Annotated in this window: 19 protein-coding genes, 1 tRNA gene and 1 pseudogene; 8 read left to right on the plus strand and 13 right to left on the minus strand. The window is 59.5% G+C overall.

The genetic code is table 11. From position 1 onward, the window contains the following. On the plus strand, nucleotides 1-95 hold a 95-nt coding region (locus tag ACSSVY_RS12720), incomplete at its 5' end, for an FCSD flavin-binding domain-containing protein (RefSeq protein WP_454270214.1). 71 nt (nucleotides 96-166) lie between these two features. Here ACSSVY_RS12720 and ACSSVY_RS12725 read toward each other — a convergent pair. Then, nucleotides 167-1,564: an aspartate aminotransferase family protein gene (locus tag ACSSVY_RS12725; RefSeq protein ID WP_454269964.1), complete on the minus strand. Its 1,398-nt coding sequence runs from the start codon at nucleotides 1,562-1,564 to the stop codon at nucleotides 167-169. A gap of 85 nt (nucleotides 1,565-1,649) precedes the next feature. Continuing rightward, on the minus strand, nucleotides 1,650-2,345 hold the full coding sequence (locus ACSSVY_RS12730; RefSeq protein ID WP_454269965.1) for a GntR family transcriptional regulator: 696 nt from the start codon (nucleotides 2,343-2,345) through the stop codon (nucleotides 1,650-1,652). Between the two features lie 141 nt (nucleotides 2,346-2,486). On the opposite strand from ACSSVY_RS12730, the gene ACSSVY_RS12735 reads away from it, so the two are divergent. The 5 genes from ACSSVY_RS12735 to ACSSVY_RS12755 all read left to right on the plus strand — a co-directional run bounded on the left by ACSSVY_RS12735 (nucleotide 2,487) and on the right by ACSSVY_RS12755 (nucleotide 7,798). Beyond that, nucleotides 2,487-3,575 carry a polyamine ABC transporter substrate-binding protein gene (locus ACSSVY_RS12735; RefSeq protein ID WP_454269966.1) on the plus strand — a complete coding sequence of 363 codons (1,089 nt, stop codon included), beginning with the start codon at nucleotides 2,487-2,489 and terminating at the stop codon, nucleotides 3,573-3,575. Nucleotides 3,576-3,644: 69 nt separating this feature from the next. Next, entirely contained in the window at nucleotides 3,645-4,769 is a 1,125-nt protein-coding gene (locus tag ACSSVY_RS12740; protein WP_454270215.1) for an ABC transporter ATP-binding protein, read from the plus strand. A gap of 4 nt (nucleotides 4,770-4,773) precedes the next feature. Then, nucleotides 4,774-5,664: an ABC transporter permease subunit gene (locus ACSSVY_RS12745; protein ID WP_454269967.1), complete on the plus strand. Its 891-nt coding sequence runs from the start codon at nucleotides 4,774-4,776 to the stop codon at nucleotides 5,662-5,664. Further along, complete coding sequence (locus ACSSVY_RS12750; RefSeq protein WP_454269968.1) at nucleotides 5,661-6,476, plus strand: ABC transporter permease; 816 nt, start codon at nucleotides 5,661-5,663, stop codon at nucleotides 6,474-6,476. Before ACSSVY_RS12745 ends, ACSSVY_RS12750 begins: the two co-directional genes overlap by 4 nt. Continuing rightward, on the plus strand, nucleotides 6,473-7,798 hold the full coding sequence (locus tag ACSSVY_RS12755) for an NAD(P)/FAD-dependent oxidoreductase (RefSeq protein ID WP_454269970.1): 1,326 nt from the start codon (nucleotides 6,473-6,475) through the stop codon (nucleotides 7,796-7,798). Before ACSSVY_RS12750 ends, ACSSVY_RS12755 begins: the two co-directional genes overlap by 4 nt. A gap of 2 nt (nucleotides 7,799-7,800) precedes the next feature. Here ACSSVY_RS12755 and ACSSVY_RS12760 read toward each other — a convergent pair whose 3' ends face one another. Genes ACSSVY_RS12760 through msrB form a run of 3 tightly spaced genes read right to left on the minus strand, consistent with a single transcriptional unit; the run spans nucleotide 7,801 to nucleotide 9,730 of the window. Then, a complete protein-coding gene (locus ACSSVY_RS12760) occupies nucleotides 7,801-8,721 on the minus strand; it encodes a DMT family transporter (RefSeq protein ID WP_454269972.1) in 921 nt (306 codons plus the stop codon). A 50-nt stretch (nucleotides 8,722-8,771) separates the two neighbouring features. After that, nucleotides 8,772-9,284, minus strand: coding sequence for a peptide-methionine (S)-S-oxide reductase MsrA (gene msrA, locus ACSSVY_RS12765; protein WP_454269973.1), 513 nt, complete (start codon nucleotides 9,282-9,284; stop codon nucleotides 8,772-8,774). Next, the gene (gene msrB / locus ACSSVY_RS12770) at nucleotides 9,281-9,730 is read right to left on the minus strand and encodes a peptide-methionine (R)-S-oxide reductase MsrB (RefSeq protein WP_040650377.1); all 450 of its coding nucleotides are present in this window, start codon (nucleotides 9,728-9,730) and stop codon (nucleotides 9,281-9,283) included. The genes msrA and msrB overlap by 4 nt, the downstream gene beginning before the upstream one ends. A 122-nt stretch (nucleotides 9,731-9,852) precedes the next feature. Here msrB and ACSSVY_RS12775 point away from each other — a divergent pair, with 122 nt between their 5' ends. Then, nucleotides 9,853-10,371, plus strand: a complete 519-nt coding sequence (locus ACSSVY_RS12775; RefSeq protein WP_454269974.1) for a glutathione peroxidase — start codon at nucleotides 9,853-9,855, stop codon at nucleotides 10,369-10,371. Between the two features lie 325 nt (nucleotides 10,372-10,696). Here the strand turns inward: ACSSVY_RS12775 and pnp are convergent, their stop codons facing one another. From pnp to ACSSVY_RS12800, 5 genes and pseudogenes are all read right to left on the minus strand, one after another. Next, nucleotides 10,697-12,838 (minus strand): polyribonucleotide nucleotidyltransferase, encoded by a 2,142-nt coding sequence (pnp, locus tag ACSSVY_RS12780; protein ID WP_454269976.1) that lies wholly within the window; start codon nucleotides 12,836-12,838, stop codon nucleotides 10,697-10,699. A 171-nt stretch (nucleotides 12,839-13,009) separates the two neighbouring features. Continuing rightward, nucleotides 13,010-13,279 (minus strand): 30S ribosomal protein S15, encoded by a 270-nt coding sequence (rpsO, locus tag ACSSVY_RS12785; protein ID WP_454270216.1) that lies wholly within the window; start codon nucleotides 13,277-13,279, stop codon nucleotides 13,010-13,012. A 154-nt stretch (nucleotides 13,280-13,433) separates the two neighbouring features. After that, nucleotides 13,434-14,420, minus strand: a complete 987-nt coding sequence (locus tag ACSSVY_RS12790; protein ID WP_454269977.1) for a calcium-binding protein — start codon at nucleotides 14,418-14,420, stop codon at nucleotides 13,434-13,436. A gap of 90 nt (nucleotides 14,421-14,510) precedes the next feature. Next, the gene (locus tag ACSSVY_RS12795) at nucleotides 14,511-15,506 is read right to left on the minus strand and encodes an NAD(P)-dependent oxidoreductase (RefSeq protein ID WP_454270217.1); all 996 of its coding nucleotides are present in this window, start codon (nucleotides 15,504-15,506) and stop codon (nucleotides 14,511-14,513) included. Nucleotides 15,507-15,565: 59 nt separating this feature from the next. Continuing rightward, nucleotides 15,566-16,596: pseudogene (locus ACSSVY_RS12800) on the minus strand (LacI family DNA-binding transcriptional regulator). A 147-nt stretch (nucleotides 16,597-16,743) separates the two neighbouring features. Between ACSSVY_RS12800 and ACSSVY_RS12805 the strand changes: the two are divergent. Further along, nucleotides 16,744-16,820: transfer RNA gene (locus ACSSVY_RS12805), tRNA-Arg, on the plus strand. A gap of 105 nt (nucleotides 16,821-16,925) precedes the next feature. On the opposite strand, the gene ACSSVY_RS12810 is transcribed toward ACSSVY_RS12805, so the two are convergent. From ACSSVY_RS12810 to pheT, 3 genes are all read right to left on the minus strand, one after another. Continuing rightward, nucleotides 16,926-17,174 (minus strand): type II toxin-antitoxin system Phd/YefM family antitoxin, encoded by a 249-nt coding sequence (locus ACSSVY_RS12810; protein ID WP_454269978.1) that lies wholly within the window; start codon nucleotides 17,172-17,174, stop codon nucleotides 16,926-16,928. 147 nt (nucleotides 17,175-17,321) lie between these two features. Continuing rightward, nucleotides 17,322-17,768: a YtoQ family protein gene (locus ACSSVY_RS12815; RefSeq protein ID WP_454269979.1), complete on the minus strand. Its 447-nt coding sequence runs from the start codon at nucleotides 17,766-17,768 to the stop codon at nucleotides 17,322-17,324. 17 nt (nucleotides 17,769-17,785) lie between these two features. Next, on the minus strand, nucleotides 17,786-20,185 hold the full coding sequence (gene pheT, locus ACSSVY_RS12820; RefSeq protein ID WP_454269980.1) for a phenylalanine--tRNA ligase subunit beta: 2,400 nt from the start codon (nucleotides 20,183-20,185) through the stop codon (nucleotides 17,786-17,788). Between the last annotated feature and the right edge of the window lie 8 nt (nucleotides 20,186-20,193).

Below are 20,193 nucleotides of genomic sequence, written 5' to 3' on the forward strand. Positions count from 1 at the left end.
TCTCGCAGACTGGCGAGGACGCCGGAACCCGCAAGGCGACCTATGAGGAATCCGTCGGCTGGTATGCGGGGATCACCGCGGACATGTTTAACTGAGCGGATAAGTGTAGATGAACACCTCATGCTGGCCGGGCGCGCATTGCGCCCGGTCGCCTCGTAATCCCGCCTCAGACGGCGGCCTTCATCAAGCCTTCGTCGCGGATCTGCTTCTCCGCCTGATCAAGCGACATCCACGCCCGCTCGATCAGCGTGTCGATCTCGGATTTCGAAATCACCAGCGGCGGTGAGATGATCATCCGGTCGCCAACGTGGCGCATCACCAGATTATTGGCAAAGCACCGCTCACGACAGATATAGCCCGCCGTGCCCGGCTCGGATGCAAACTTCGCGCGGCTCGCCTTGTGCGGGGTCAGCGCCAGCGAACCCATCATGCCGATGATCCGGGTTTCGCCCACCAGCGGATGCTCGGCCAGCGTGTTCCATTTCTCTTGCAGATAAGGCCCGGTATCCTGCGCCACGCGCTCTACAATCTTTTCCTCGTCAAGAATCCGCAGGTTCTCCAACGCGACGGCGCAGGACACCGGATGCCCGGAATAGGTATAGCCGTGGTTGAACTCACAGTCGTTGATCACCTTGGCCACCCGGTCCGACACCAAAGAGCCGCCAATCGGCGCATAGCCAGAGCTCAGCCCCTTGGCGATGGTCATGATATCGGGGCGAATGTCATAGGTCTGACTGCCAAACCAATTGCCGGTGCGCCCAAACCCACAGATCACCTCATCGGCAATCAGCAGGATGCCATATTTGTCGCAAATCCGCTGAATCTCGGGCCAGTAGCTGTCGGGCGGGATGATCACGCCGCCCGCGCCCTGCACCGGCTCTGCGATAAAGGCCGCGACACGGTGCGCGCTGAGTTCCTCGATCTTGGCCTCAAGCTGCCGCGCGCGCTCCAGTCCAAACGCCTCGGGGTCGCTATCGCCGCCTTCGGCATACCAATGCGGCTGATCAATGTGGTGAATGTTCGGAATGGGCAACCCGCCTTGGGCATGGATACCCGACATGCCGCCCAGACTGCCGCTGCCCACGCTCGACCCGTGATAGGCATTCTTGCGGCTGATGATGATATTGCGCTCCGGTTCGCCCAACTGTGCCCAATAGGTGCGGACCATGCGGATATTGGTGTCATTCGCCTCAGACCCCGACCCGGCGTAGAACACATGATTGAGATCACCCGGCGCCAGTTCGGCCAGTTTTGCAGCCAGTGCGATGGCGGGCACATGGCTGGTCTGAAAGAACGTGTTGTAGAACGGCAGTTCCAGCATCTGCCGTGCCGCCACGTCCGCCAGCTCCTTGCGCCCATAGCCGATATTGACACACCAGAGACCGCCCATCCCGTCGAGGATCTCATTGCCTTCGCTATCCGTAAGGGTCACACCCTTGGCGCGTGTGATGATCCGCGCGCCTTTGGTCCCCAATTGATTGCCATGGGTAAAGGGGTGCATGTGATGCGCGGCATCCAGCGCCTGCAATTCAGCAGTCGGCATGTGATTGGTGATCATCGTCATGGCATTCCCTTTCCAGAGTCGGTTGAACTGCGCAAGCGCAGCCGGTGCACCCAAAATATGATCAAATTATCTGGTGTCAATCGAATCAGTAAGCGGCACCAGATCGCTCAAGAGAATGGCGCACTTGCTCCATTCCCTGAATCACATCCTCACGAATGGCGCGCGCTGCGGCCTCTGCGTCATGGGCATGCATCGCGGCCAGCATGTCCTTGTGCTTGTCCGGCAGGTTCTGCGTGCCCATGCGTCCACAGACCACCCGGAGCGATGGCCCGAACCGAAGCCAGAGCCCATCCGCGACATCCGCAAGGATCGGCGCCTGCGCAATCTCATAGAGCCGCTTGTGAAATCGGTAGTTCAGTTCAAGATAGGCCCGCAAATCCCCCCGCAGGATTGCACGATCCAATTCATCATCCAACGCTGCCAGTTGATCCAGATCCACAAGACTCGCCCGCTCTGTGGCGCGTAGCGTCAAATATGGGTCAAGCCATTGTCTTGCATAGATCAATTCGCTGATATTATCGGCCGTCAACAGGGGCACACAGACCCGGCGATTGCCCTGAAATTCCAACGCGCCTTCTGCGATCAGGCGGCGGATTGCCTCGCGCACCGGGGTCATGCCCGCCTCCAGACGCTCCGACAGCCCTTGAATTGTCACGGCCTGACCGGGCGCAAGATCCCCGAACAGAACCAAATCGCGAAGCTGTCGATAAATCAACTCATGCGCGGGCAGGCGGGGCATATCGCCCCCGTCAGTGCTGAATTTCTGTGCGGCGGTGTTCATCTACAAAGCATTCCGATCAAGCAGGTCTACGTCTGGCCTTGCGAGTTTAGCTTCTGCATGAAAACATTACCATATTGCCATGAGCGGTATTTTTTGATCAAATCCGCTTTAAGGCAGACACATGCCGACCAACGGGAGAACATGATGCGAAATCTGATACTGACCACGACAGCCACGATCGCGCTCGGCGCTTTTGCCGCGCAGGCGCAAGAGGTAAGGGTCTACAACTGGTCCGACTATATCGACGAGGAACTTCTGACCAAGTTCGAGGCGGATACCGGGCTCAAGCTTATCTATGACGTGTTTGACAGCAACGAGGTTCTGGAAACCAAGATGCTTGCTGGTGGGTCAGGCTACGATGTGGTCGTGCCGACTGGGACCTTCCTGCAACGGCAAATACAGGCGGGCGCATTCCAGAAGCTGGACTTGTCGAAACTGCCCAATCACGAGAACATGTGGGACGTGGTCAGCTCGCGTACCGAGCAATACGATCCCAACAACGCCTATTCGATCAACTACATGTGGGGCACCACCGGCATCGGTGCCAATGTCGGCAAGGTCAAGGAACTGCTGGGTGAGGATGCGCCGCTCGATAGTCTCGAACTGGTTCTCAACCCCGACAACATGGCAAAGCTTGCGGAATGTGGCGTGCACTTCCTCGACGCCCCCGCTGAAATGATCCCGATGGCGCTGAAATATATCGGCGAAGACCCCAACAGCCATGACCCCGACGTGATCGCCAAGATCGAGCCTGTGTTGATGGCGGTGCGTCCGCATATCCAGAAATTCAACAGCTCGGAATATATCAACGCGCTCGCCAATGGCGATATCTGCGTGGCTGTGGGCTGGTCCGGTGACATTCTTCAGGCCCGTGACCGCGCCGCAGAGGCCGACAATGGCGTCGAAATTGTCTACAACGCCCCCAAGGAAGGCGCACAGATGTGGTTCGACCAGATGGCGATCCCCGTTGATGCCCCCAATCCCGACGGCGCGCATGCGTTCCTGAACTTCATCATGGACGCGCAGAACATGGCCGCCGCGTCGAACTATGTCTATTACGCCAATGGCAACAAGGCGAGCCAGGAGTTTCTCATTGAGGACGTGATCGGCGATCCGGCAATTTATCCGTCGGAAGAGGCTCTGAACAATCTCTTCACGACTACACCCTATGACGCCAAGGTTCAGCGCGTCGTGACCCGTCTCTGGACCAAGATCAAATCTGGCACCTGACCCGGACAGACAAGTTACCCGCGCATGGCCAATCCATGCGCGGGCGATCTCAAACAGTCGGGGGCAGGTATGGCACAAGTTGTTTTCGAGCCTTGGAACGATCCAGCGGCAAAGCCACTCATTCAGTTCAAAGGCGTGACCAAGCGGTTTGGTGAATTTACCGCGATCGACAATCAGACATTCGACATCTACGAGCGCGAGTTCTTCGCGCTGCTTGGCCCCTCAGGCTGCGGCAAGACCACGATGATGCGTATGCTGGCAGGCTTTGAAAAGCCGACGGAGGGCAAGATTCTCCTTGCTGGTCAGGATCTTGCACCGATCCCCCCCAACAAGCGCTCTGTGAACATGATGTTCCAGTCCTATGCGCTTTTCCCGCATCTCTCAGTCTGGGAAAACATCGCCTTTGGTCTCAAACGCGATAGTAAACCCAAGGACGAGATTGCCGCCCGCGTCGACGAAATGCTCAAGCTCACGCGCCTGCAACAATTCGCCAAGCGCAAGCCGCACCAGATTTCCGGTGGTCAGCGTCAGCGCGTTGCCCTTGCCCGCAGCTTGGCCAAGGCCCCCAAACTCTTGCTGCTCGACGAACCGCTTGGCGCGCTCGACGCCAAATTGCGGCAGGCGACCCAGTTTGAACTGATGGATATTCAAGAGAAAACCGGCACCACATTCGTGATCGTGACCCACGATCAGGAAGAGGCGATGACCGTGGCCAGCCGCGTCGCGGTGATGGACAACGGGAGCATCATTCAGGCCGACACGCCCGCGCGCATCTACGAAATACCCAATTCCGTCTATGTCGCCGATTTCATCGGCGAGGTCACGATCATCCCCGGCACCGCCCGTAAATCCGGCGAGGGATATGAAATCGCCTATGCCGAAGGCATGCCGCCTCTCTATGCTGAGAGCGAGACCAGTTTCGACAATGGCGAGACCTGTCACATTGCGCTACGCCCGGAAAAGGTGGTGATCAGCGCCGAGCAACCGACAGACCGTCGCAACGCCGTGCAGGGCAAGATCATCGACATCGCCTATCTTGGCAACCTCTCGACCTATCACGTTGCCTTGCCCAATGGTCAGATGATCAAGGCGCAGACCGCCAATACCCGCCGCCTGTCCCGGCGTGGCTTTACTTGGGAAGACACCGTCTGGCTATCTTGGACCGACACCGCCGCCGTTTTGTTGAAAGGGTGACGTGATGCGCCGCTTTACCCTGATTTTCCTGCCCTATATCTGGCTTCTAGCCCTCTTCATGGTGCCGTTCCTGATCGTCTTCAAGATCAGCCTCAGCGATATCGCCACAGCCATTCCACCCTATACGCCAACCTTGGATTTCACTGAGGGCTGGCAGGGGATCAAGGCGTTTTTCAGCGCGCTGGACCTAGAGAATTTCGCCTTTCTGACGACCGATGATCTCTACTGGAAGGCGTATGTCTCGTCACTCCAGATCGCCTTCTTTGCCACCCTCCTGACCCTGTTGGTGGGGTATCCCATCGCCTATGGCATGGCCAATGCGCCGGATCACTGGCGCCCGACCCTGATGATGCTGGTGATCCTGCCGTTCTGGACCAGCTTTCTCATCCGGGTCTATTCTTGGATGGGCATCCTCTCGACCGAGGGCTACCTCAATCAGCTTCTCTTGAAACTCGGCCTGATTTCCGAGCCGCTGATCATCCTCAACACGCCCACGGCGGTCTATATCGGCATCGTCTACACCTACCTCCCGTTTATGATCCTGCCGATCTATTCCGCGCTCGAGCGGATGGATGGCTCCCTGCTCGAAGCGGCCGAGGATCTGGGCTGTTCGCGGATCAAGGCATTCTGGTTGATCACGGTCCCCCTATCGAAAACCGGCATCATTGCCGGATGCTTTCTGGTCTTCATCCCGGTGATCGGTGAATTTGTCATTCCCTCGCTCTTGGGCGGGTCGCAAACCCTGATGATCGGCAAGGTGCTCTGGGAAGAATTCTTCAACAACCGGGATTGGCCCGTGGCCAGCGCCGTGGCCGTCGTTCTGTTGCTGATCCTGATCATCCCCATCGTGCTCTTTCAACGCAACGAGCAAAAACAGCGGGAGGCCGAAGAATGAGACGGCTCACATGGTTCAACACCACCTCGCTCACGCTTGGATTCGCCTTTCTCTACCTGCCGATGATCATCTTGATCACCTATAGTTTCAACGAATCCAAGCTGGTGACGGTCTGGGCCGGGTTCTCGACCAAGTGGTATGGCGAATTGCTCAGCAACCAGTCCTTCCTCGATGCCGCTTGGGTGACGGTCAAGGTGGCGGTGGCCTCCTCGACCATCGCCACGATCTTGGGCACCATGGCGGCTCTCGTGTTGGTGCGTGCCGGGCGGTTCTATGGCCGCACGCTGTTTTCTGGCATGATCTACGCGCCTTTGGTCATGCCCGAGGTGATCACCGGCCTGTCGCTCCTTCTGCTCTTCATCGGCATTGGGATGGATCGCGGGATTTTCACCATCATTCTCGCGCACACCACCTTTTCGATGTGCTTCGTCTCGGTCGTTGTGTCGTCGCGCCTTGTGACCTTTGATCGCTCGCTCGAAGAGGCGGCGCTCGATCTGGGCTGTTCGGCCTTCGATGCCTTCCGCCTCGTGACCCTGCCCATCATCGCACCCGCGGTCATTTCCGGCTGGCTTCTGGCCTTCACCCTGTCGCTCGATGACCTCGTGATCGCCAGCTTCACCGCCGGTCCCTCGGCCACCACCCTGCCGATCAAGATCTGGTCGGCGGTGCGTCTTGGTGTCTCGCCAGAAATCAACGCGCTCTCGACCATCATGATCGGGATCGTTGCGGTTGGGGTCATCTCCGCCTCGCTGATCACGAAACGCGCCTCGCTGCGCCAACAGGCTGACGAACGCGCCGCCGTGCACGCATGACCCGTGTTTTCCCCGCCCATGCTTATGGGGAAGGCCCGCGCGAGCGCTGTTATTGGCCGACCACGGCGACGCCGCCCGATTACCCCTCAGCAGAGGGGGACATCACCTGTGATGTCGCGGTGATTGGCGCTGGCTTTACCGGCCTGTCCACCGCGCTGCATCTTGCGGAGGCGGGGCAGGATGTCCGGGTGTTCGAGGCCCAGATACCCGGTTGGGGCGCATCGGGCCGCAATGGTGGCTTTTGTTGCCTCGGTGGCTCTGCCGCCTCTGACGCGATGCTGCGCAAAATTCACGGCGAATCCGCCCGGCGCGAGTGGCGCCGCACCGAGGTCGAGTCGGTCAATTTCACCCGTTCCCTGATAGAATCCCACGGCATCGCCCCGGACATCCATTCCGATGGCGAAACCGTGCTCGCCCATACGCCCAAGGCCGCCGCCAGCTTTGCCGACCGTGCGATACGGATCAAATCCGATTACGGGCTCACGCCCACCTTGATCCCCGGCTCCGAATTGACCCAGATGGGGATGAAAGGCCCGTTCTACGCGGCGCTCACCACGCCCCTTGGCGTGGCCCTCAACCCGTTCAAATACACAGCTGGTCTGGCACAGGCCGCAAGCCGGGCGGGCGCGCGTATCCATTCCAACACGCCCGTTACAGCGATCCAACAAACCGGACCCTTCACTCTCACCACACCCAACGCACGCATTACAGCCCGCCGCCTGATCGTCGCCACCAACGGGTATTCCTCGGATGACCTGCCGGGTTGGATGCGCGCGCGGTATATTCCCACCCAATCCAACGTCATCGTCACCCGCCCCCTGACCGAGGATGAGCTGGCCGCCCAAGGCTGGACCACGCGGCAGATGTGCTATGACGACCGCTTTTTTCTGCATTACTTCCGCTTGATGCCCGACAATCGCATGCTCTTTGGCATGCGCGGCGGTCTCTTCAGCTCGCCGGGCTTTGATGCCCGGATGCACCGCACCATCCGGCGGCATTTCGAGGCGATGTTTCCCGCTTGGGCGCATGTCGAAACACCGCATAGCTGGAATGGCCTCTTGTCCCTTGCTCCGGATCTGACCCCCTATGCCGGGCCGATCCCGGATATGCCGGGCGCCTTCACTGGCCTCTCCTATCACGGCAATGGCGTCGCAATGGCGAGCTATGCCGGTGCGATCCTTGCCGACCTGGCGCTGGACCGCACCCCACGCGCCCTTTATCCTGAGATCATGCGCAAACCGCCGCGCCGCTGGCCTCTGGGCCGGTTCCGGCGTGCGATGCTCTGGCCACCCTATGCTCTGGCCACGCTGACCGGAGGCTGATCCTATTCCGGCGTCCGGGCCGAACGTGCCCGATTGCGCTGAATACCCAACTGCCGCTCACGCAGAATGATGATGATGCCCGCGAGAATGACCAGAGACGCCCCTGTCAGCATCGCGCGCGTCGGCACCTCATCAAAGATGAAATAGCCAATCCCCAAGGCAAAGAGGATCGACGCATAGTCAAACGGGGCCACCACACTGGCATCAGCAAAGCGATACGAAGACGTCAGAAAGATCTGGCCCAATCCGCCAAGCAATCCCGCCAGAACAAGCAGCCCAAGCTCCGGTCCGGTCGGCATGACCCATCCGAACGGGATCGTCAGAAACGACAGCAATGTCGATGTGACCGAGAAATAGAACACAATCGCGCTGGTCTCCTCGGTCTGCACCAATTTGCGGACATAGATTTGCGCGAGCGCGGCACAGATCGCCCCCGTCACAGCCAGCATCGCGCCCACCGCCTGCATCGTCTCTACCGTCGGCCCACTCAGGGCCGTCAGGCGCGGTGCGAGAACGATCAACACACCCCCAAGGCCAAGCGCCACCGCGCCAATCCGAAAGACGCCGACCTGTTCATTGAGGAACATCGCGGCAAAGATCACCACCAACAGCGGCGCGGCATAGCTGAGCGCCGTCACCTCTGGCAACGGCAACATGCCCAAGGCGGCAAAGCCAAGGCCCATCGCCGCCGTGCCCACGAATCCCCGCCAAAAATGGCTCATCGGGGAGGTGGCCCTGAGACCCGTGCGCAGATCCCCTCGCAGCGTCAGCCAGATCAGGATCACCGGAATCGCAAAGAACGAGCGAAAAAACACCGCCTCGCCCGGCGGCACATGCGCCGCCGTGGCCTTGATCAGCGATGACATGGTGATGAAGAGCATCACCGAAATGAGCTTGAGCGATATTCCGGTCAGAGGGCGCATGTTCTTGGGTCCATCGCCCTATGATCTGTCAATTCAGTCTCTGTTCCGCCTCAGGCGTCGGTTTCCGCCGCCTTGCGTGGCAACACCCAATCGGCCCGCGGGAAATGACAGGTATAGCCCTGCGGGAACCGCTTGAGATAATCCTGATGCTCCGGCTCCGCCTCCCAGAACTCCCCGACCGGCTCCACCTCTGTCACAACCTTGCCGGGCCACAGCCCACTCGCCTCGACATCGGCAATCGTGCGCAGCGCCTCGGCCTTTTGCGCTTCGTTGCAAAAGTAGATCGCCGAGCGATAGCTCATGCCCATGTCATTGCCCTGCCGGTTCACCGTGGTCGGGTCATGGATCTGAAAGAAGAACTCCAACAACCGACGATAGGTGACCTTGGCCGGATCAAAGTGGATCTCGAGTCCTTCGGCATGCGTCCCGTGATTGCGATAGGTGGCATTGGGAACATTGCCGCCGGTATAGCCCACGCGGGTCGATATCACGCCCGGAATCTTGCGGATCAGATCCTGCATACCCCAGAAACAGCCCCCTGCCAGTACGGCACGTTCGCTCATGCTACATCCTCCACCTGATCGAGATACGCTTCGTATCCCTCTGCTTCCATGTCATCACGATGTATGAATCGCAGGCTCGCTGAATTGATGCAATAGCGTAACCCGCCCCGATCCCGCGGCCCATCGGGAAAAACATGGCCAAGGTGGCTATCGCCATGCGCGCTGCGCACCTCCGTCCGGATCATGCCCATCGTGAAATCGTGCGACTCTTTCACATGCGCAGGTTCAATCGGCTTGGTGAAACTCGGCCAGCCGCACCCCGATTCGTACTTGTCCGAACTGGCAAAGAGCGGCTCGCCGCTGACAATATCCACATAGATCCCCGGCTCCTTGTTGTGCAGATACTTGCCGGTGCCGGGATGTTCTGTTCCGCTCTGCTGCGTCACCCGGAATTCTTCGCGGCTGAGCGCTGCGAGTTTCTCCGGGGTTTTGCTGTATTGGGTCACGGTAGACACCTCCTGTTATCATTCTATGGTAACAGATGGGGTGGCGCTGCAAAAATCAAATAGCGTGGCGTGATCCGCAATGCCTGTGACGGCGTATCTCTACAGGTTGACAGGAGGATATCATGCGCCTGCTCGTTCTCATTCTTGCGTCCCTCTTCGCCCTGCCCGCCGCAGCGCTCGACCTCACCGCGCCCTTTGGCAATATCGACGGCGGTGAGATCAGGCTGTCGGATTGGTCTGGCCAGCCCGTGCTTGTGGTCAACACCGCGTCACGCTGCGGCTTTACCCCACAGTATGACGGGCTTCAGACGCTCTATGACCGCTACCGTGACAGGGGTCTCGTCGTGCTTGCCGTGCCATCGGACGATTTCCGCCAAGAGCTGTCCAGCGAGGCAGAGGTCAAGGAATTCTGCGAGGTCAACTTTGGCCTCGATCCACCCATGACCACCATCACATCCGTGAGCGGCGATGCTGCGCATCCGTTCTATGCGTCCCTCCGCACTGAGACCGGATTTGCCCCGTCCTGGAACTTCAACAAGGTTCTGATTGCGCCCGATGGCCGCGTGATCGGCACCTGGGGGTCGACCACTCGCCCAACCTCTGGCCAGATCACGCAAAAGATCGAGGCGTTGATCAACTAAGGCTGGGATGCCCGGTAGCCCTCGGCGGCACAAACTCCAGCGATCTTAGAAAAATGCCCCGGCGTTTCCACCGGGGCCAACTGGCAAGCACTTTCGTGAGTGATGGCGCTGCCAATTTGATCGTACACTGCGCGCAACTCGTAAACCTGACCACTCGGGCACATGTCGCAGAAATCAACCTTGTCTTCATGGGGAATAACCGGGCTTTTGTCCCGTATGGAAAACCTTACCTTAGGGCCAATTCAGGGCATGACGTTGCGTAAACCACGGCATGAAAAAGGCCCCGGCGTTTCCACCGGGGCCAATATCAAACGACGACTGCGTTTCAGTCGGCGTCTTTATCACCCTTCTCGGGCGCGACCTCTTCACCAGTGACCTGATCGACCACCTTCATCGACAGACGCACCTTGCCGCGATCGTCAAAGCCCAAGAGCTTGACCTTCACGTCCTGACCTTCCTTGAGCACGTCGCTCGGATGGTTCAGACGACGGTTCTCGATCTGGCTGACATGCACCAGACCATCCCGCTTGCCAAAGAAATTGACGAAAGCGCCAAAATCCACAAGCTTGACGACCTTGCCGTCATAGACCTTGCCCTCTTCCGGCTCTGCCACGATCGACCAGATCATGTCATAGGCCTTCTTGATCGACTCACCATTCGGCGAGGCGATCTTGATGATGCCCTCGTCGTTGATATCGACCTTGGCACCCGACACTTCGACGATCTCGCGGATCACCTTGCCGCCCGATCCGATGACTTCCCGGATCTTGTCGGTGGGGATCTGCATCGTCTCGATGCGCGGCGCATGAACGCTGAACTCTGCCGCACCCGACAGCGCCTTGTTCATCTCGCCGAGGATGTGCAAACGACCGGCTTTCGCCTGCTCCAGAGCTTTCTTCATGATCTCGGGCGTGATGCCCGCAACCTTGATATCCATCTGAAGCGAGGTGATGCCATCGGCGGTGCCCGCCACTTTGAAATCCATGTCGCCCAGGTGATCTTCATCGCCCAGAATATCCGACAGGATCGCAAAAGAGCCGTCTTCTTCCAGCACCAGACCCATGGCCACACCGGCCACGGATGTCTTGAGCGGCACCCCCGCGTCCATCATCGACAGCGACCCGCCACAGACCGAAGCCATGGACGAAGAGCCGTTCGATTCGGTGATCTCAGACACCAGACGGATCGTGTAGGGAAAATCGGTCGCGGGCGGCAGAACCGCCTGAAGCGCACGCCAAGCGAGCTTGCCATGGCCGATTTCACGACGACCCGGAGGGCCAACGCGCCCAGCTTCGCCCACCGAATACGGAGGGAAGTTATAATGCAGCAAGAAGTTCGATTTGAAATTCCCGTGCAGCGCGTCAATGAACTGCTCGTCATCGCCGGTGCCCAGCGTGGTCACGACCAGCGCCTGCGTTTCGCCGCGTGTGAAAAGCGACGACCCATGGGTGCGCGGCAAGAGACCGGTTTCGCAAACGATCGAACGGATCTCATCCAGACGACGCCCGTCGATCCGGTTGCCATTCTTGACCACATCGCCGCGCAGAACACTCGATTCCAGCTTCTTGAACGCTGAACCGAGGTTTTCATCGGCAAGCTGCTCATCGCTCAGCTTGGCCTTGATGGCCTCGCGAGCCGCAGAAATCGCATGGGTGCGTTCTTGCTTGTCGCGAATGGCAAAGGCGGCGTGCATCTGCTCTTCACCGGCGGCTTTGACCGCTGCGTAGAGCTCCGAATAATCCGGCGGGGTAAAGTTGAACGGCTCTTTCGCGCAGTCTTCGGCGAGCGAGATGATCAGGTCACAGACCGGTTGAATTTGCTCATGCGCAAACGTCACGGCGCCCAGCATTTCCTCTTCAGTCAGCTCATAGGCCTCGGATTCGACCATCATCACGGCATCTTTGGTGCCCGCGACAACCAGATCGAGCCGCTGCTCGGGATTGTTGCGCAGATTGTGCATGTCGTCGATTTCGGGGTTGAGGATATACTCCCCATCTACAAAACCCACCCGGCAACCGGCGATCGGACCCATGAAGGGCGCGCCCGAAATGGTCAGCGCCGCAGAGGTTGCGATCATGGCCACGATATCGGGGTCATTGACCAGATCGTGGCTGAGAACGGTGCACATCACCAGCGTTTCATGTTTGAAACCCGGCACGAACAGCGGGCGGATCGGACGGTCGATCAGGCGTGCGGTCAGCGTCTCTTTCTCAGAGGGCCGTGCTTCACGCTTGAAAAAGCCGCCGGGCACTTTGCCGGCTGCATAGTATCTCTCTTGATAATGAACGGTCAGCGGAAAAAAGTCCTGACCGGGCTTTGCCTCTTTGGCAAAGGTTACATTGGCCATGACCGAGGTCTCGCCAAGGGTGGCAATGACCGTTCCATCCGCCTGACGGGCGATCTTGCCAGTTTCCAGAGTGAGGGTCTCTTCCCCCCACTGCATCGATTTTTTCGTCTCTTTAAACATCACGTTTCCTAATTTGGCCGATCCGGGCGTATCCCGTCGGGCCCATTTGCATCCGGGGCCGCATTGCCCCGCGGCTTTTTGTTCTTCATCCTGCGCTCCCGGCAAAGCCAAACCGAGACAGCAATCGGATCATACGAAAACCGCGCCCTTTTAGAGGCGCGGTATTTTGTCTTAGCGGCGGATGCCGAGGCGCTTGATGAGGTCCAGATACCGGCCCTCGTTCTTGACCTTGAGGTAATCCAGCAGCTTGCGGCGCTGTGCGACCATCATCAAAAGGCCACGACGACCGTGGTTGTCTTTCTTGTGGGTCTTGAAATGCTCGGTCAGCGTGGTAATCCGCGAGGTCAGAATGGCAACCTGCACTTCCGGCGAACCAGTGTCGCCTTCTTTGGTTGCGAATTCCTTGATGACGCGGTCTTTTTCTTCTGCGGTAATCGACATCGGGGTCTCCTTGCATAAAGTGTGTCGGGCACAAGCCGGGATGTCGTCCAGCAAGGTCCATGGAAAGCCCTCGGGACCGTGCCCAAAGGATACGCGCGTATAGGAGAAAATCTCTGGAATTGAAAGCGCGAATCGCTGCGGCTGCGCCCTGCGGCTAGAGGCCGCTGATTTCGGCCAGCGCGCTCTTCGGTATCAGCGCGATGTGATCCAGCGTCAAGCCGGATGCATTGGCGATAGTTGCAATGGCAACACCGTTCAACATCAGGTTTTGAACCGGGCCGCCCTCTGCATCTGGTTCAAGGCTGAGCGTGGGATCACCGCCACTCAACGGATCATAAAAGACCAGGAGCCGGTCCTCTTCAGCGTCAAAATCGACGATCTCCGCCGCGTGACCCGCCGAAATCCAATCCCCCAGCAGAATCAAATCGGCCCCCTCCCCCGCATCCACCACATCGTCCTGACCGGCGAGGATCAGATCGTCACCGGGGCCACCATTGAGAAAATCACCACCGTCGATGTCATCCAGACCAACGGTCGCCGGATCATCAACCAGCCCAACGACCACATCATCATCCCAGCCGCCAAACAGCGTATCACGCCCCAAACCCCCATGCAGCGTGTCATCGTCCAGATCACCGTGCAGCGCATCGTCGCCCGCATCCCCGCGCAAGAGATCATGTCCGGCGCTGCCGACAAGGCTGTCATCGCCCACCCCGCCAGACAGATCATCCGCGTCATTATGGCCATAGAGCGCGTCGCGCCCCTCCCCCCCCGCGAGCACATCGGCCCCGTCGCCGCCATGGAGGGTATCATCGCCAGCCTCGCCGGAAATCCGATCATCACCCTGAGCGCCAAGCAGACTGTCATTCCCGGTCCCGCCGGAAATCGTATCATCTGCGTCCAGACCGTTGATCTGATCATCCCCCTCGGTCCCGGTGATGTCCTCTGCCTCAGGTGTCCCACTGACGATCGCGCCCGCGGCGACAGGCGGCTGCGGACCAAACACGCTCTCGATCAGGTCAGGCCCCTCGGTGCCGTCCTCATCTTCGCCGCTGTCGGTCTCAACCTCCTCCGCCACGGGTTGAAATCCAACGAACGCCGCCGCGCCAACGGCGACCATTCCCAGAAGACTCGCAAACATCAGCATCGCACGCCACTCACATTGACCCGCGATAATTAGAAGCCCTCTGCGCCCTTCTGGCAAATCTTTCCCGACGCCATGGTTAACGGCCTAGCGCCCCGGCGGGACAACCTCATAGCCCTGCTCTTCGGGCTCATCATCCACCATTTCCGCCGGAAACCCAGGCGCGCGAATATCAAGACCGGTCGCCTCTTCCAGTCGCCGGATGATATCATCCGATTGCGCCCGCGCGCCATAACGCCGGATACCGTCGTCAAAGATCGAGATCATCAGAGGCGAAATTTCCAGCGGCACGCCCGCATCATCGGCGATCTTCTGAAACAGCCCGATATCCTTTTTGACCAGATCCATCGTGAAACTGATGTCGCGGCTCCCGTTGAGGATCACCTGACTTTCGGTCTCATGCACAAAGGACGTGCCCGAACTGATCTTGATCGCCTCATAGGTCGTCGCAAGATCAAGGCCGGCCCCCTTCATCGTCACCATCGCCTCGCAGAGCGTCAGCAGATTGGCGGTGGCCAGATAATTTGTCATCACCTTGAGCAGAGACGCGCTGCCAAGGTCACCCGTATGCAGAACGCGCCGCCCCAAGGTTTTCAAGAGCGGCAGAATGCGTTCGAACGTCGCCCGGTCACAGCCAGCGAAGATCGAAATATTGCCGGTATCGGCGCGGTGACAGCCGCCCGACACCGGACAATCCACCGCCGCCCCGCCCGCCGCGATGACCAACCCGCCCAGACGGCGGATTTCATCGGCGTCGGTGGTCGACATTTCCATCCAGATCTTGCCGGGTCCGACCTCGGGCAGCATCTGTTGCATGACCGCATCCGAAGCGGCAGGCGAGGGCAGGCAGGTGATCACCACGTCGCAATCGCGCATCATCTGCGCTGGGCTTGCGGCCGCCTTGGCCCCGCGCGCGACAAAATCGCCAACCAGCTCGGCGTTCAGGTCATGCACCGTCAGATCGTGACCGTTGCGCAGCAGGCTGCCTGACAGCTTGCCACCAACATTCCCCAGCCCGATGAAACCGATTCTCATGTCGCTCATTTCCCTTCCCTGCACCGCTCTATGGACGGCTGAGCGCAGCCTTTTGCGATTCGCCTCAGAAATGCAAAGCCATTTGCGACACAAACAGGGAAAAGTGTTCAGCGTCGGCGCAGCGTGTCACCAAGGCTCAGCGTCGGTTCCAGCGTGATGCGCTGCGCACCGGCTCCGCTTCACCGGGGCTCACGGCCCGCGCTGCGATGATCTCGGCCGCCTTACGCCCGATTTGCAGCCGGCAGGCATCCATCGTCGCCAATTCGCGCGGCAGCCCCTTGAGAAGGTCCACACCGTTGAACCCCGCCAGCCCCATCTGTTCTGGAATGTCGATTCCCTGTTCCAGCAGATAGAGCAAACCGCCGGCCCCGATCATGTCATTCGAGTAGTAGAGGAAATCCAGATCAGGCGTGCGCCGCAGCATCTCAGCGGTCATTTCCCGCCCCTTGAGCAGCGCCGATCCCCCCGAATAAAACTCGTGATCCGCCATCTCGATCCCGGCCTTGGCCAGCGCCTCTGTGAACCCCTCGAACCGTTTGCGCGCCCGGTGATCGAGCGGCATCTTGGTGCCCATGAACCCGATCCGCCGATAGCCCGCCTTGATGATCGCCTGCGCCATCTGTTGCCCAGCGCGCCGGTGCGAAATCCCCACGACCGAGTCGATGGGCGTGCCGTCCACATCCATGATCTCGACCACGGGTATCCCGCTCGCCCGCAGCATGGCGCGGCTGGCATCCGAATGTTCCAGTCCCGCGATGATCACCCCAGAGGGCCGCCAGGACAGCATCTCATAGAGTACTTTTTCTTCCTTTTCCGGTCGGTATCCGGTCAATCCAACCACCGGTTGGAGATCGGTCTCCTCCAGAACGGCACTGATCCCGGTCATCACCTCGGGAAACACCATGTTGGACATCGACGGGATGATAACCGCCACCAGATTGACCCGTTGGCTGGCCAAGGCGCCCGCGATCTTGTTGGGCACATATCCCAACCGCTTGGCCGCCTCGAGCACGCGCTGCCGGGTGCCGTCTGACACATCGCCCTTGTTGCGCAGAACCCGACTGACCGTCATCTCCGACACGCCCGCCGCTTCGGACACATCGCGCAGGGTCAGGGGGTGTCGGTCATGTTGTGTCACGGGATATATCCACAAAGTCTGATGCCCATTGTTACCGCGAACGCCCGGACAGGATCAAGCATGCTGCGTCGTCCCACACCAAAACGCCCCGTCATAGAAATCGGACGATGACAAACGCCCCCGCGCGCGCTAATCAAGTCCCCGCGTGGCCCCGTGGCTCAACAGGATAGAGCAGCCCCCTCCTAAGGGGCAGGTTGCAGGTTCGAATCCTGCCGGGGTCACCAAGAGTATTCAGACCACGCTGTATTCGCGGGGCATTTATCCCCGCGCTGAGCGAGTTGAGGACTCGCCTTGGTTTCAGCGTTCTCCCAAAGCACCGCAGGCCCGCCTTACAGCTCCTGCCTCATTCTGCCCTTCATCACCCGCATCCGCTCCATAGTCTCCCGGTGCCGCTGTTCCATCAGCCGTTCACTCCGCCCCGAGACCTCCTCGAGCGCGTTGAAATCCTCGCGGCAGACCAGCGCCGCCACCTCTTTGCCATGTCGAAAGATCAGCACCCGATCTCCCGTCGCCATGACGTGATCAAGGTAGTCGCGAAAATTCGCGCGGATCTTGCGGGTGTTGGCATTGACGAACATGAGTGGCACTCCGGGGTTTTGGCGGGCTGAACTCACCCTGCCTTGATCCCGGTTAACGTCACCTTGACGCGCCGTACGCCCGCCATCCACCCCGCTTTGGTAACGTGTACAAAACGCGCGTACCTCTTGTACGGGCTGTACACATGGTCAGCCCGGCAAACTGCCGTTCAGGACATACTTGAGAATATCCACCACCTGCGCCGGTTCCCGCGCCACGGCGAGTGCTGCGGCATCCACCTCCTTGAGCGCATGGTCATGTTCCGGGCGTTGCAGGATGATCAGCGACTTGCCAAGCGCGGCTGCATACCCCGCATCAAAAGCGGCATTCCACTGCTTGTAGTGTTCACCAAAGCGGACAACCACAACATCTGCGTCTGCGAGACCCTTGCGGGTGCGGATCGCATTGACCATCGCCCCCTTGTGATCGTGCCAGTATTTGTTGGGCTCTTCCCCCAAAATTGCGACACCGCAATCGTCCGAGGCCGCGTGATCGGTGACCGGACTCAAGAACTTGACATCAAGCCCTTGAGATCCCTCAATAATCTGATCCCGCCAGTCGGTGTGGATTTCTCCGGACAGATAAACCGTCAGCATGGTGTCCTCCTCTTGTCTCAGCCCCGCAGCACCCCGCCGGTGGCCTTGGTCACTTTCTCGATGATCTTGGCCGAAACAGTCTCTATTTCGGCCTCAGTCAGCGTTTTATCACGTGGCTGCAGCCGCACGGTGAGGGCCAGAGATTTCTTGCCCTCGCCCAGATTGCCGCCGATGAACGCGTCAAAGATACGCACATCCTCGATCAATGCCTTATCTGCGCCGGTCGCCGCATTGATCAAGGTCAGTGCTTCGATTTGCGCGTCAACGACAAAGGCGAAATCCCGTTCAACGGCTTGCAAGTCACTGATATCCAAAGCGCCTCTGCTCGCCGAGGTCTTGCGCGGCAGGGGAATTTCCGCTGGATACAGGGTAAAGGCCACGGCAGGTCCTTTGACATCCAGCGCCTGCAGAATGCGCGGATGAACCTCTCCGAACACGCCCAGCACCTTCTTCGGGCCAAGACAAATCCGCCCATGCCGACCCGGATGGAACCAGACCGGACCATCCCGCAGGATCTGTACCTTGGACGGTGCGCCAATCGCGGACAGGATCGCTTCTGCATCCGCCTTGGCGTCAAACACATCAACGACCCGCGCGCCCCCATGCACGTCCTTAGGTCCGGTGCGACCAACCAGCAGACCCGCTACCTGTAGGTGTTGCTCTCCCGGTTCACCCCCATGGAATGCGTGCCCCACCTCGAATAGCGCCAGATCCATGATCCCTCGCGCCTGATTGCGCGCCGCCGCTTGCAACAGACCGGGCAGCAAATCCGGGCGCATATGACTCATGTCCGAACTGATCGGATTGGCCAGCATTGTGGCATCATCTCCACCGCCAAACAGCGTCGCCGCCGCATGGTCGATAAAGCTGTAGGTGACACATTCGTTATAGCCGAGCGCCGCACCTGTGCGCCGCGCGATCTGCTCGCGCTTTTGCATCGGGCTGAGGATTGGTTTAGGCACGCCCGGCAGCGCGCGCGCCATTGGGCGGCCTTTCAGTTTGGTCAGCGACGCAATCCGCGCCACCTCCTCCACCAAATCGGCCTCGCCCAGAATATCTGGTCGCCAGCTTGGGACATAGGCCATATTGCCTTCAATCTTGAACCCAAGAGCCGTAAGTGTCTGGCGTTGCTCGCTTTCTGGAATATCCATACCTACGAGAGATTGCACGCGAGCTGGGTCGAGCCGATAGGCACGGCTCACATCCGGCACCTTGCCCGCAACCACGCGGTTGGACGGAACGCCACCGCAAAGATCAAGGATCATCTGCGTCGCCAGATCCAGCGCCTCCATGTTGAACGCGGGATCAATACCACGCTCGTTGCGATAGCGCGCGTCGGAATTGATCCGCAGGGCACGGCCCGTCGTGGCGATTTGCACCGTATCCCAGACCGCCGCTTCGAGAAACACATTCACGGTCTCATCGGTGCATCCCGTTGGAAGCCCGCCCATGATGCCACCAATGCTCTCGATGCCGGTGTCATCGGAAATTACCACCTGACCGGGGCCAAAGGTATATTCCTTGTCATCCAGCCCGATCAATGTCTCGCCGCCCGTTGTGCGATGCACGCGCAGATCACCGCTCACCTTGTCGGCGTCGAACACATGCAGCGGGCGGTTGCGGTCATAGGTAAAGAAATTGGTGATATCGACGAGGGTCGAAATCGGACGCAGCCCGATGGCCCGCAACCGCTGCTGCAGCCACTCGGGCGAGGGGCCGTTCTTGACTCCTCGGATCAATCGTCCGGCAAAAACATCACAGCCGCCGGTCGCGGTATCCTCGTCAATCGTCACACCGATGGGACAGGAAAATTGCCCTTCAATATCAACGGTTTTGGCGGGTTTCATCGTGCCCAGTCCCCGCGCCGCGAGATCGACAGCGATGCCGCGCACGCCAAGCGCATCGGGACGGTTTGGGGTAATTGCAATCTCGATCACCGGGTCCACCTTGGCGGGGTCATGTGTGGCCAACCAATCAGTGAACCGCGCACCAACTTCGCCCGAGGGCAGTTCGATGATGCCGTCATGCTCTTCGCTCAACTCCATCTCGCGCTCGGAACACATCATGCCATAGCTCTCGATGCCACGGATTTTGCCCACGCCGATGGTGGTGTCGATGCCCGGCACGTAGACGCCCGGCTTGGCGATCACCACAGTAATGCCCTCCCGCGCATTGGGCGCACCGCAGATGATCTGTGTCTCACCGTCCGCCGTGGCCACCTGACAGACACGCAGCCGGTCCGCATCTGGATGCGGTTCCGCCTTGAGCACCTTGCCGATGGTAAAGTCACGCAGCCGCGCGGCGGGATCGGTGATCCCCTCCACCTCCAACCCCAGATCGGTCAGGGTCTCGGCGATCTCGGTAACCGAGGCCGTGGTTTCCAGATGCTCTTTCAGCCAGGACAATGTGAATTTCATGCGTGCTC

It is taken from the genome of Roseovarius sp. MBR-51 (assembly GCF_053628575.1).